We start from the raw sequence: 12,579 nt of genomic DNA on the forward strand, positions 1-12,579 counted from the left end.
GCCGCAGATCACAGCCAGTCGCGCAGGATCGGGATGAGTGGGATATCCGCTGGCGGCATGGGGTAGTTGCGCAGTTCGTTCACCCGCGCCCACTTGAGGGTTTGCCCCTCGCGGCCTTGCGGGAAGCCCTGCCACTTGCGGCAGGCATAGAGCGGCATGAGCAGGTGAAAATCCTCGTAGGAGTGGCTGGCGAAGGTCAAAGGGGCAAGACAGCTTTCCCATGTGTCGATGCCCAACTCTTCCTGCAACTCCCGAATGAGGGCGTGCTCGGGGGTTTCGCCGGGTTCGACCTTGCCGCCCGGAAACTCCCACAAGCCCGCCATGGATTTGCCTTCGGGGCGTTGGGTCAGAAGGATGCGGCCCTCGACGTCAATCAAGGCCACAGCCGAGACAAGAACGGTTTTCATGACCGGTAATCCGCGTTGATCTCGATATACCCATGGGTCAGATCGCAGGTCCAGACATGCGCAGTGCCGCCGCCAAGACCAAGGTCCACATGGATCACCAGTTCTTGGTTTTTCATGTAGGCGGCGGCCTCGTCCTCGCTGTAGTCCGGGCTGACCCAGCCGTCCTTGGCGACCAATGTATTCCCGAACCAGATCGACAGGGTATCGCGGTCGGCCTTGGCGCCGGATTTGCCGACAGCCATGACCACCCGGCCCCAGTTGGGGTCTTCACCGGCGATGGCGGTTTTCACGAGCGGCGAGTTGGCGATGGCAAGCGCATGGGTGCGGGCATCTTCATCGCTGGCGGCACCGGTAACCGAAACCTCGACGAACTTTGTCGCCCCTTCGCCGTCGCGCACCACTTGGTGCGCGAGGTCCAACATCACGCTGCGCAGCCCTTCCATGAACCCGACGCTGGTGTCGGTCACCCGGATACCCGAGGCCCCGGTCGCCCCCACCAGAAGCGTGTCGGAGGTGGAGGTATCGCTATCAACCGTGATGCAGTTGAAGGTCTTGTCATTCAGGGCCGAGACCATGGTTTGCAGGGTCGGCTGATCAATCGCGGCATCGGTGAAGATATAGACCAGCATGGTGGCCATATCCGGCGCGATCATGCCCGATCCCTTGGCGATACCGGCGATATGGACGGGTTGCCCGTCGATATGCACGGTGGTGCCTGCGCCCTTGGGGAAGGTATCGGTCGTCATGATGGCGCGGGCGGCATCCTCCATCGTGGCGGTGCCGAGCGCTGCGGTCAAATCCTCGACCTTCTCGGTGATCTTGTCATGCGGCAGACGCTCGCCAATCACCCCGGTGGAGGAAGTGAACACGCGCGACGCAGGCAGGCCCGTGGCTTTTGCCACAGCCTCGCAGATTGCCGCGACCGAGCCTTCGCCCGCCTTGCCGGTGAAGGCATTCGAGTTGCCCGAATTGACGATGATCGCCGCGCCCTCATCCGATTGCCCGCCGATCTTGGCCTGACAATCCAGCACATTGGCCGAGCGAGTGGCCGAGCGGGTAAAGGCCCCTGCCATCACGCTTCCCGGTGCCAGCCGCGCCAGCATCACATCGGTACGGCCTTCGTAACGAACACCGGCCTCGATGGTGGCAAGCCTGACGCCGCCGACCTCGGGCAATACCGGAAAGGCCGCAGGGGCCAAGGGGGAACGCGGCGGCGTGGCACCCATGGATCAATCCTCCAAAAGGGTCATGTCGTTGATGGCGGCAGGATCAATGCCCGAGGTATCGGCGCGGTCCACGTCGCCGCGCGCTTCGAGTGTCTTGACGTAATCCTCGAAGGCGGCCTGGCGCAGTTCCTCTTCCAACTCGGCGCGCACGTCCTGAAGCGAGGGCTGGTCCTTGATCCGGGTTTCGTTGAGCTTGATCACATGCCAGCCGAATTGCGTTTGCACGGGCGCCGAGACCTCGCCCGCCTCAAGCGCGGTGACCGCGTTGAAAAATTCTTCGACCATCGTGCCCTCGCCGAACCAACCCAGATCGCCGCCATTGGCGCCCGAGGGTCCGACCGAGTTTTCCTGCGCGAGCGTTGCGAAGTCCGCACCGCCCTCAAGCTCTTCTATCAGGGCCTTGGCCTCGTCCTCGGATTCGACAAGGATATGCGCGGCGCTGTATTCGGTTTCGTCTTCGGCGTTGCCGTATTTTTCGTCATAGGCGGCCTGAACGGCCTCGGCGTCCGGATCGGCGCCCATCACCTCGGTGATGACCTCGCCGGCGACCACGGCACGCCGCTCGTTTTCGATAAGCAGTTCGCTCTGGCGCGAAAGCTCGCCTTCGAAATCCTGCATCAGAAGGGTTTGTTGAACCAATTGTTCAAGGATGCCGTTGAACAGCACCTCGGGGGGCAATTGTGCGTATTGTTGCGGCAGGCCCGAGCGCAGGGCAATCATATGGCCCAGCGTGATATCGGTACCGTTCACAGTGGCAACCACTGTTTCGGGGTCGGGGGTGTCCTGTGCGGCGGCGGGCGCGGCTGTCAGAAGGCCCGCGGCCAGTGCCATTGCGGAGAAAAACGGGGTGCGGATAAGCATGAAAGACCTTTCCTTGCGTTCGAGGCTGACCGCCACGCGGCTTTGCGTGACGTTGACACTCATTCGGCGGCCCCTTACATCGCCTTGAAGCCAAGGCAAAGCCGCCATTCCCTGCCCGTTCTAGGGTGGCAGGACAGACGGGGCAAGCAATTGCCTTTCACGCACAAGCAAAAGACCGGAACGGATAGCACATGTTGGGTATTGGAACCGTCGCCAAGAAGATCTTCGGCACCGCGAATGACCGCAAGATCAAGGCGACACGCCCTCTGGTCGCCAAGATCAACGCATTGGAACCCGAATTCGAGGCCCTGAGCGATGAAGGGCTGATCGAAAAAACCGCCGAATTCAAGGCGCGGGTCGAGAACGGCGAGAGCCTTGATTCCATCCTGCCCGAAGCCTTTGCCAACTGCCGCGAGGGCGCGCGACGCGCCTTGGGCCTGCGGGCCTTCGATGTGCAGTTGATGGGCGGTATCTTCCTGCACCAAGGCAATATTTCCGAAATGAAGACTGGCGAGGGCAAAACCCTTGTCGCCACCTTCCCCGCCTACCTCAATGCCCTGACCGGCAAGGGCGTGCATATCGTCACGGTCAACGATTACCTTGCCCGCCGTGACGCCGACTGGATGAGCAAGGTCTATGGCGCCTTGGGCATGACCACCGGGGTGGTTTATCCGCAGCAGCCCGACGATGAAAAACAGCAGGCCTATGCCGCCGACATCACCTATGCGACCAACAACGAGCTGGGCTTTGATTACCTGCGCGACAACATGAAATCCTCGCTTGAGGAAATGAGTCAGCGCGGCCACCATTTTGCTATCGTCGACGAGGTGGACAGCATCCTGATCGACGAAGCACGGACCCCGTTGATCATTTCCGGCCCGGCGCAGGACCGCAGCGATCTCTATGTCGCCATCGACGCACTGATTCCCGAACTGACCGACGAGCATTACAGCATCGAAGAAAAATCCAAGACCGTGACCTTCACCGACGAGGGCAACGAATTCCTTGAAGAGCTTTTGCATTCCAAGGGTCTGCTGGACGAGGGACAGTCGCTTTACGACCCCGAAAGCACCACCATCGTGCACCACGTCAACCAAGGGCTTCGGGCGCACAAGATGTTCCTGAAGGACCGTGATTACATCGTCCGCGATGGCGAGGTGATGCTGATCGACGAATTCACCGGCCGGATGATGGCCGGGCGGCGTTTGTCAGAAGGCCTGCATCAGGCCATCGAGGCCAAGGAAGGCTGCGAGATCAAGCCCGAGAACGTCACGCTGGCGCAGGTGACCTTCCAGAACTATTTCCGCCTTTACGAAAAACTGTCGGGCATGACCGGCACTGCCTCGACCGAAGCCGAGGAATTCGCCGAGATTTATGGCCTTGGCGTGGTCGAAGTGCCCACCAACAAGCCCATCGCCCGAATTGACGAAGACGACGCGGTTTATCGCACCGCGCAGGAGAAATTCGACGCCATCGTCGACTCGATCCGCAAGGCGCATGAAAAGGGCCAGCCGATCCTTGTGGGGACCACCTCGATTGAAAAGTCTGAGGTGTTGAGCCAGCTTTTGACGCAGGCGAAAATCACGCACAACGTGTTGAACGCCCGCCAGCATGAGCAGGAGGCGCAGATCGTCGCCGACGCCGGGAAGCTGGGCGCGGTGACCATCGCCACCAACATGGCCGGACGCGGCACCGACATCAAACTGGGCGGGAACGTCGATTTCAAGATCATGCAGGCGCTGGAGGCCGACCCCGAGGGCGACCCCGAGGCAATCCGCGAAAAGATCGAGGCCGAACACGCCGCCGATGAACAGGCGGTTATCGAGGCCGGGGGCCTGTTCGTTCTGGCCACCGAACGCCACGAAAGCCGCCGCATCGACAACCAGCTGCGCGGCCGGTCGGGCCGTCAGGGCGACCCGGGGCGCTCGGCCTTCTTCCTGTCGCTGGATGATGACCTGATGCGCATCTTCGGCTCGGAACGCTTGGAAAAGGTGCTGTCCACGCTGGGCATGAAAGAGGGCGAGGCGATCGTTCATCCTTGGGTGAATAAATCGCTTGAGCGCGCACAGGCCAAGGTGGAAGGGCGCAACTTCGACATCCGCAAGCAGCTTCTGAAGTTCGACGACGTGATGAACGAGCAGCGCAAGGTGATCTTCACCCAGCGTCTGGACATCATGAAAGCCGAAGATCTTTCCGAAATCGTGCAGGACATGCGCGGCGAGGTGATCGACGATCTGGTCGAACAATACATGCCCCCCAAGACCTATGCCGACCAGTGGGATACCGAGGGCCTGCACGCGGCGATCATGGAACAGATGAACATGGATCTGCCGATTCAGGAGTGGGCCGAGGAAGAAGGCGTGGATGACGACGACATCGCCGACCGTATTGAAAGCGCCGCCGATGACATGATGGCGCAAAAGGCCGTCGCCTTCGGCCCGGACAACATGCGCTCCATCGAAAAGCAGATCCTGCTGCAAACGATAGATCAGAAATGGCGCGAGCACCTTCTGACGCTGGAGCATTTGCGCAGCGTCGTGGGTTTCCGGGGATACGCGCAGCGCGATCCGCTGAACGAATACAAGAACGAGGCCTTCCAACTGTTCGAATCGATGCTGGACAGCCTGCGCCAGGACGTGACCCAACGCCTGTCGCAAATCCGGCCCATGACCGAGGAAGAACAACAGGCCATGTTGGCCCAGATGCAAGAACAGCGCGCCCAGATGGAGGAAGCCGCCAAGGCCCGCCACCCGGGCAGCAAGGTGGCCGAACCCGGCGGCGAAGCGGCTGCGCAAGGCTTCGATGAAAACGATCCTTCGACATGGGGCAACCCCGGCCGGAACGAGCCCTGCCCCTGCGGATCGGGCAAGAAATTCAAGCATTGCCACGGGCGTTTGGCTTAGTCAATGAAATCAAGAACTTAGCAGATTGAATTGCAAATAAAAGTGTTGTACACTTGTTAGGCAAAATAGGATTTTTGCTGTGGTGTCAGGCATTTGTTAGGCAAAGAAAACCCTGAATATGCTGAAAAGCTAATGGATGGAAAGGTGCTGTTGTGGACGCGCAATAGCATCTTTCAAGTGCGCTTATACGCAGGCAATCGGCGCTACATTTACAAATCACTAAAAACACGAAACTTAGACGAAGCACGTGAAAAAGCTGTGCGTGCTTACTACGAGCTAGAGTTTCGCAAAGAGCAAAAGCTGCCAACACGGCAAAAGCGATTCAACGATGTAATCGACGAATACATTGCGATGCGTCAAAGCCAATATGAGCGAGGCACCCACAAGCAAAGCAACAAACAAAATCAACAACACAGAGGCGCTGATATGCTCCGGCAAATAAAGCGTGTGAGCAAATTTTGGCGTGAATATTGTGGTGGAAAGCAAGTCGACACAATCGACGACGCCTTGCTGCGCGACTATGTTAACTGGCGGCGCGATTACTACAGACGCATGCCTACACATGAAATGCCTAAAAATGCAAAGCTCAACCCAGCCGACAAGACATTGGAATGGGAAACGACATTTGCGCTAACTTTGTTAAAATATGCCCATGAGCGGGGCTATCGAGGCAATAAACCGCTGCCAAAATATCGTTACAAAGCCAGTCGTAATAAAACGCGTCCGGCTTTTACACTAGACGAGTATCGCAAGCTTTATAAAGGGTTGCGGCGCTGGATACATGAAGAGAAGAACAACGCAAAAAAGCGGTATGCGCGCGAGCTATTGCGCGATTATGTGCTGATACTGTCAAACAGTGGAATGCGCGTAGGTGAAGCTAACAATTTGCGCGAAAGCGATTTGGTGGAAATTACAGATGATAACGGACGCACGTTATATGGCTTCAATGTTGACGGCAAAACAGGCAAGCGTTTTGTCGTGCTGCGTTCCAACGGAAAACGCTATGTAGACAGGGTTTTAGAACGCAATAAGAAGTGGGCTGACAACTGGGAATTAGCATCAAAAAATGATGTAAAGCAGCATAATCGACGTAATGCTGATCGTGGTGATTGGCTTTTTAAAATGGCTGATGGGAACAAAATCATCACGCTTATAGATCAGTTTAACAAAGTGCTTGAGCGCGAAGGCATTACTTACAATCCAGACGGTGAAAAGTACACGCTATACAGTTTAAGGCATTTTTACGCAGTGCAGATGCTTAGGACTGGTAAGGTAAACGTGTTTGACATTGCAAGAAACATGGGTACCAGCGTGCAAATTATTGAAAGTTATTACGGAAAGCACGCAACCAGTAGGTTGCTAGCCACACGATTGGGTGGCTAGGCTCGGGAAGCCAAGGCTTGGACCAAGTGATCCAATCCAGAAATAAATTAATAATCCGTAGGAAATTTATGCTCTGCTAAACAGAATTTTACTGACACCGCTTGTGCAGATGCTAATGTTGCTGAACACAATATTCAGCGGGTGAGAAGAGAGATGTTAAAACATATTGATTGTTTCGCTGGAGTAGGCGGAGTCGCCACTGGATTTCATGCTGCTGGCATCTCAACTTGTCTAGCGATCGAGAAAGTGGACACATGCGCAGAGACATATTCTGCAAACCATCCCAATACCCCCTTGATAAAAGGTGATATCAGAGATGTCCGTGATGCTGAGATTCGGCAGCATGTCGAAGGTGACGTTGATGTTGTTACTGCGGGCATGCCGTGTGAAACTTTCAGCACTGCAGGCTCGTCAAGCCGCAGTTTCTACGATCATCGTCAAACTCTTTTTGAAGAGGCTATTAGAATAGCTGATACAGTTAATTCAAAATTTATCCTTTTTGAGAATGTGCCAGGCTTCGCGAACAAAAAAGTTGCAAAAGACTCTTCAGAGCTTGTTATCGACTTATTGCGTAAAAGTTTGCAAGAACACGGCTATAACAACAAAATCGAAATCGTATTGAACGCCAAGGACTATGGTGTCCCTCAAAGCCGACAGCGACTTTTTGTATTGGCGTCTAGAGAAAACGTTCAATTAACCGCACCGCATGCATCAAATAATCGTGTTACGGTTGGCGAAGCTTTTGCTAATTTGCCACATGTCGACACAGCTGGACCAATCATTTCTGATGAATTTCTTCCAGTTACAAACGATTATCTTTCATTATTGGCTAACCATAAGTTTTGGAATATGCCGAATGGTTCCAAGTGCACTTACCAAAAGTCTCCTAAGCATCGCCCCCATACCATCAAACGATTCGAACTGATTCAAACGGGTGAAGGGCTCAAATCCCTTTTTGATCGGTTGCCGCAACATGAAGTTGAAAGACTGCAAAGTGAGCGGATTCTTCCTAAAAAGTGGTATATTCAACGTAATAGGCGTTTAAACCCCGCGGATGTTAGCCCGACGGTTACATCACATTGTATAGATGAACTTCTTCATCCAACACTCAACAGAGCAATAACTGTACGTGAAGCTGCGAGACTGCAAAGCTTTCCAGACTCTTACGATTTTATTGGTGGACCCGAAATTTGCCCGCATGTCTATGAAACACAAGACAAATACGAGCAAATTGGTGATGCAGTTCCTCCTCTGATGGCTTATTCTTGGGCTGTCAAATTGAAGGAGTTGCTTAATGCCGGAAGAGGAGCGCCAAGAGCAAATTATAGCTCGATGTGTGGAGCTTTATGATAGCGAGTTTGCTGCGTGTGAGCGTGCTGGTGAATCTGAAACAGACGCACAACGTCACGCAATATCGAAAAGCTTTGAACTTGCAGTCGGTGAATTTGGCGTAAAGGATGCGAGCTTTATATGGCGCGCAATAGACAGCGCTCATGTAAAAAGAAAATCTGGAGCGCTCATTGAACCTGAAGTAATTGATGGTGTGCGAGCTGCCAGTCAAAGCTGGAATAAATCTAGTGGGCATGCTTTCGAGCAAAGTTTTTGTTCGGTAATGAATGAAAAATTGCACAATACCAATATGCGATTTTTGCTACAAAGAGAAATTTCCGCTTTAATCAAAAATCAGTGTCTTCTTAATAAGGAGCGTGATCTTGCCTCAATAAATGGCTGGAATGCGTCAAGTGTCTTCGATGTGTTTGTCGCCCAAAAAGAACCAAATGAAGAGCTCTTTGAAGTTTTTGGATGCGTTCAATGTAAAACCAGCATTCGGGATCGGGTAACAAGAGATCGCGAGCCAAGTACTCAAGCAATGAATTCTTTTTTTTGGTCCATAGCTGTGGTTATTGATGGGCATTTTCTAAAGCTACCAAAATTTGAGCACATGGTTAACGGTGGAAGTAACGACTATCCGAATAATGGCTGGCACGGCATGTACGCTTTTAGCAACTGCTCGAATGTTGACAGAGTTTTTCTGCTAGAAGACGGATTGGAACCTTTAATAGAACACTCTAAAAAAGCGTACCGAGCTTTCAATTCAGAGCGTCAATGGCTAGATGCTGATTGGCGCCCTTAAGTGTGTCGTTGTCAATTTACAGTTATCTTTTTTCAGCGTCTAAACGAACGCTTGGAACTGTAGTTTTTGATTAGCTTAGCACAGCCTGAATTTTGTTGAGATTTTCTCGTATGCGTGTTGGCAGTTTGTCCCAATCTGCGTTGTCGGCGAACACTTGGTTGCAGGCTATTATAGCTGCACGATGGTAAACGTATATGTTGTGATTGGTAAGCAAGCAGGCGCTGAGCTTGTCGAAAAAAGTCTGTGCAAACAGCCCGCGCTCCACATGCAAATCATTGATGCTAAAGCGCTTACTAATCGGTGACTGAATATCCTCCAAATAGCGAACATCGTCTTGTTTTTTGTATTTGGGATGCTGTGGGAATGGCATGCTTGGGATGCGCCAGGTTTTAATATCACTCGTTAAGGCGGGCATTTGACAAATTTTTTCGTATTTACCTGCTGTTTGAAACGGTGAGCTGCTGTCGTAGCTGACTGTGATTTCTGTGCCGAGCAGCCGGCGAAGTTGTTTCTGAATTGCCGTGCAATAAACCGCATGTTCTGCGGGAGATAGCATCAGTATGTGCAACCATTCTGCGTGATCAAGTTTTTGATCGTCCAGCAAACGTCGTATCCATTTCAAGATAGGATCAAGCCCGCTTTTTGTGTCGCCACCAAAAGCCCATCCTTCAAAATCAAAGTCTTTAACAGCGTGGTACCAAGCTTCACCTGTGCCGTTTCCAGCGTCTTGCAAGACATTGAGGTATTTTGCTTTGGCACCTGTTGCCTTGCCTCTGTTGTCAGCAAAGTAACGTAAGTTTTCCACACTTAGTTCAATCAGCTGTTCGGTGTTGAGGTTAATAAACGGTGAAGACTTTGCCTGTGGATTTGTATGCACCCAAAGCGGCATATCCAGTGTCATCGCATAGTCACTGTTTGTATCAAGCCAGCGTAAAATATTGTCGCGTACGCTTCGCCGTGCAAGCCATTGGTGGTACACAGCGTTAGGCTGTTTGCTATACTTTTGCAAATCGCTGACAGCTTTCAGGCTTCCCATGCCAATTTGGAAGCCGCCACTGTCTCCTAAAACAACAGTGTCTTTGCTGCGCCGTGCAACCATGTCTGTGGCAGGCAATGTAGCTTTTTCGAACTGCCCGGCGCTATAGAGCACATATTTGCAGTGCCACAGATTGTTGTTGGGATTCAAAAAATCCAAATCAGCAAGATTGCATCCTTGGGGTAAATTACCATCGCGCACAGACGCGACATCGCTGTAGGGTAAGTTGGCATAACCGCGTTGGAGTGACGGCAAATAGATTGCATACCCTTCGTACTGAGCAGTTAGATTTTCACCGATTGAATGCACAGGCATTATGCTTGCTCAGGCAAATCTGTGTATTGCTCATAAGCAGGCAAATAGCTTTGATAGCGAGCCAAGTCTGTTTCGTATTCCAACATCATCCCACTAGCGTTCCCGCGCATAACGATGTCATGCTTGTCTAGTGGCAGTGTCGCTATTGCGCTAAACAACAGCATGGCGTCTTTGGGGTAAAGATTGATGGTGGGAGTGCTGGTGCTGATTTTTGCTTGCGCCGCTTTGCCCAATTCAAACTGTTTTTGCTCTGAAAAGCTTTTGTTTTTGGCATCCCACCAGTAATCAAATCGCACACTACTTTCACTGAAATGCAGAGCGATTTTGCGGCTTTGTGGTTTGTTGAAAAAGCTGCGTATACGCGTGATCCAGTGTTGTACGCAATTTGCGTCAAATTCCGCAAACCATTGAGCATTTGCTGTAACGCGCCAACTGCTTTTAAAGCGTGTTTCTGGATCAATCATCATACCCACTATGCTTTCCTCTGGCATTTCCTCGCAGTCGTAAAAGTAAATGCTGCGCTTGTGATGTGTCGCTTCGCTGTTGAGGTGCAAACTGTATCGGGTGAGTCGATCTGTTGAATTCTCAATCAGCCTATCTTTGGGCTCAGCAGTATAAAGCGAGAGCTTTTGGCTGTTTATCAATTCCCGTTCAATCCAGCTGCGATCAGAGCCCCGCAATACAAGTGAATTGCCGTCGTGCAGCTGCATGCGCTTGGGAATTACATGAGTGACAGCAGTGGTTTTGTAAGGCGTTTTTGTAACCACGATGTCTTTTTGGGCTGGGCGCACTAATAATGTGGTATTGCAAGGGACATGCACGGTTTTGCCGTGTCTATCCGTGCGCGTAACTGTGCTACTCAAGTCAAAGAAACGCTTGCGATATTTTTCTAGAGGTGCAGGTACAGTATGTGGCTGCAGTGCCTCTGCAATTAAGCGCAAGCTGGGCGTAACGCCAGCTCTGTCAATATCTGTGCAAGCAAGCAGCGCGGTATCAATCAAATCATCAGTGTAGTTACTGCCCACAACTTCCAGCTCGCCTGTTTCGTTGTTTCGCCGCGCCAGCATTACAACAAAGTCATCGCTGTTGGTGACGGCGGAAGCAAAGGCAGGGAGGCTTGCCTTGGGTTTTACGCTTTTGGCATGCTCCACTTTGTTGTTGAAAACTGCAGCGTTGCCAGTGCTTCCAGTTTTGCGTCCGCGTCCATCTTGTTCTTCAAAATCAGCAGCTTCTTCCTCGTCAGCCAGCTCTTGCGCTGTCATACGCCTTTCACCGCGCAGCTCGCCCAATCCACCCATGTCGTGTATGTGATTGATCAGTGCTGTGCGGGCATCGTTGCTAAAAAGATGTGGTTTTTCAGCATAAGTCTCGTGCAACGCTAGTAGGGATTTGGACCAGTTGCTTATGGTGCTTGCGTGCTTTTTTACGTCCATTTGCCAAATCATACGTACCAAAGGGTAAAAGTTTGGCTGGTTGCTCGGCTTTCGCCGCGTGCGAATACCGCGTTCGTCGTAAAGCTGTTTTAAATAATCGCCCTGCTGCTCCGCAGCCCGCCACCACAAGTATGCATCGACTATGTTTTGGTACAGCTGATTTCTGCTGCTTTCATACGCAGCTGTTTGCGACTGCGCAGCTGCTTCAAGTTGCTGAAGCTGTCGATCCAAATCGTTGTTATTTGTCATTAGGGAGCCCGAAAAATTTTACATCGAAAGGTGATGCAAGAGTTATCCTACAAGCTCCACAGCTGCCCGCAACTTTTTATCGTTTAATTCAATATAGCGTTGTGTGGTGTTGAGGTGCTTGTGGCGCGCGAGCGCCTGTACAACACGCGCATTCAACCCCTTGTCTGCCAACTCAGTCACAAACTGCCGCCTGCCGCTGTGACTGCTCGCCCCATCAATGCCAGCAGCAGTGTAAAGCGTGTAAAATAGGTTCACCATCGTCTGCGCGCTAAAGCCGCCACCTTTTGCACTAAAAATCAGCGGTGCCTCAGGCTGCTGTAGGCGGCGCGGGTATTGTTTAGCATACCGAGTCAAAGCTTGCGCGGTGCGGCGGTTGATTAAAACTGTGCTGGTGCAGCTGCCTTTGGTTTGTGTCGCTTGCAGCAGCACGAACTCACGCACAGCGCCTGTGCTTTCAAATACGTCACCAACGCGCAAAGCTGCTATCTCACATGCGCGCATACCAGCATAAAAGCTCAGCGCTACGGCTGTATGATTACGTGTTGGATAGCGCCGACTGTTAATCACGGCTGACAGGCGTTTGAACTCTACTTTGTTGAGTAGTTTTGCTTGTTTCATTTTGAAGTCCTCAG

10 protein-coding genes are annotated in these 12,579 nt (G+C 52.4%); 4 read left to right on the forward strand and 6 right to left on the reverse strand.

Translation table 11 applies throughout. The features are described from left to right. Positions 1 to 8: 8 nt before the first annotated feature. From mutT to QZ498_RS00670, 3 genes are read right to left on the reverse strand one after another with little or no spacing between them, the layout of a single operon-like run. On the reverse strand, positions 9 to 407 hold the full coding sequence (mutT, locus tag QZ498_RS00660) for an 8-oxo-dGTP diphosphatase MutT (protein ID WP_294619190.1): 399 nt from the start codon (positions 405 to 407) through the stop codon (positions 9 to 11). Beyond that, complete coding sequence (gene argJ, locus QZ498_RS00665; protein WP_294619192.1) at positions 404 to 1,633, reverse strand: bifunctional glutamate N-acetyltransferase/amino-acid acetyltransferase ArgJ; 1,230 nt, start codon at positions 1,631 to 1,633, stop codon at positions 404 to 406. The genes mutT and argJ overlap by 4 nt, the downstream gene beginning before the upstream one ends. Before the next feature lie 3 nt (positions 1,634 to 1,636). Further along, positions 1,637 to 2,557 (reverse strand): peptidylprolyl isomerase, encoded by a 921-nt coding sequence (locus QZ498_RS00670; RefSeq protein WP_367117607.1) that lies wholly within the window; start codon positions 2,555 to 2,557, stop codon positions 1,637 to 1,639. Positions 2,558 to 2,685: 128 nt separating this feature from the next. On the opposite strand from QZ498_RS00670, the gene secA reads away from it, so the two are divergent. The 4 genes from secA to QZ498_RS00690 all read left to right on the forward strand — a co-directional run bounded on the left by secA (position 2,686) and on the right by QZ498_RS00690 (position 8,914). Further along, positions 2,686 to 5,397, forward strand: a complete 2,712-nt coding sequence (gene secA, locus QZ498_RS00675) for a preprotein translocase subunit SecA (RefSeq protein WP_294619194.1) — start codon at positions 2,686 to 2,688, stop codon at positions 5,395 to 5,397. Between the two features lie 93 nt (positions 5,398 to 5,490). After that, positions 5,491 to 6,780, forward strand: a complete 1,290-nt coding sequence (locus QZ498_RS00680) for a site-specific integrase (RefSeq protein WP_294619196.1) — start codon at positions 5,491 to 5,493, stop codon at positions 6,778 to 6,780. Positions 6,781 to 6,933: 153 nt separating this feature from the next. Beyond that, positions 6,934 to 8,130, forward strand: coding sequence for a DNA cytosine methyltransferase (locus QZ498_RS00685; protein ID WP_294619198.1), 1,197 nt, complete (start codon positions 6,934 to 6,936; stop codon positions 8,128 to 8,130). Continuing rightward, a complete protein-coding gene (locus QZ498_RS00690) occupies positions 8,075 to 8,914 on the forward strand; it encodes a BsaWI family type II restriction enzyme (RefSeq protein WP_294619200.1) in 840 nt (279 codons plus the stop codon). The genes QZ498_RS00685 and QZ498_RS00690 overlap by 56 nt, the downstream gene beginning before the upstream one ends. 70 nt (positions 8,915 to 8,984) lie before the next feature. On the opposite strand, the gene QZ498_RS00695 is transcribed toward QZ498_RS00690, so the two are convergent. The 3 genes from QZ498_RS00695 to QZ498_RS00705 are packed head-to-tail and all read right to left on the reverse strand — an operon-like array spanning position 8,985 to position 12,565. Further along, a complete protein-coding gene (locus QZ498_RS00695; RefSeq protein ID WP_294619202.1) occupies positions 8,985 to 10,265 on the reverse strand; it encodes a hypothetical protein in 1,281 nt (426 codons plus the stop codon). Next, positions 10,265 to 11,947, reverse strand: a complete 1,683-nt coding sequence (locus QZ498_RS00700) for a hypothetical protein (RefSeq protein ID WP_294619204.1) — start codon at positions 11,945 to 11,947, stop codon at positions 10,265 to 10,267. Before QZ498_RS00700 ends, QZ498_RS00695 begins: the two co-directional genes overlap by 1 nt. A 42-nt stretch (positions 11,948 to 11,989) precedes the next feature. Next, on the reverse strand, positions 11,990 to 12,565 hold the full coding sequence (locus QZ498_RS00705) for a site-specific integrase (RefSeq protein ID WP_294619206.1): 576 nt from the start codon (positions 12,563 to 12,565) through the stop codon (positions 11,990 to 11,992). Positions 12,566 to 12,579: the final 14 nt, after the last annotated feature.

Origin of the sequence: uncultured Roseovarius sp. (assembly GCF_913057115.1) — a bacterium.
Lineage (GTDB): Bacteria > Pseudomonadota > Alphaproteobacteria > Rhodobacterales > Rhodobacteraceae > Roseovarius.

Coding starts and splice junctions, on each gene's coding strand:
- mutT (WP_294619190.1), bottom strand. CDS start 407: ATGAAAACCGTTCTTGTCTCGGCTGTGGCCTTGATTGACGTCGAGGGC.
- argJ (WP_294619192.1), bottom strand. CDS start 1,633: ATGGGTGCCACGCCGCCGCGTTCCCCCTTGGCCCCTGCGGCCTTTCCG.
- QZ498_RS00670 (WP_367117607.1), bottom strand. CDS start 2,557: ATGAGTGTCAACGTCACGCAAAGCCGCGTGGCGGTCAGCCTCGAACGC.
- secA (WP_294619194.1), top strand. CDS start 2,686: ATGTTGGGTATTGGAACCGTCGCCAAGAAGATCTTCGGCACCGCGAAT.
- QZ498_RS00685 (WP_294619198.1), top strand. CDS start 6,934: ATGTTAAAACATATTGATTGTTTCGCTGGAGTAGGCGGAGTCGCCACT.
- QZ498_RS00690 (WP_294619200.1), top strand. CDS start 8,075: ATGCCGGAAGAGGAGCGCCAAGAGCAAATTATAGCTCGATGTGTGGAG.
- QZ498_RS00695 (WP_294619202.1), bottom strand. CDS start 10,265: ATGCCTGTGCATTCAATCGGTGAAAATCTAACTGCTCAGTACGAAGGG.
- QZ498_RS00700 (WP_294619204.1), bottom strand. CDS start 11,947: ATGACAAATAACAACGATTTGGATCGACAGCTTCAGCAACTTGAAGCA.
- QZ498_RS00705 (WP_294619206.1), bottom strand. CDS start 12,565: ATGAAACAAGCAAAACTACTCAACAAAGTAGAGTTCAAACGCCTGTCA.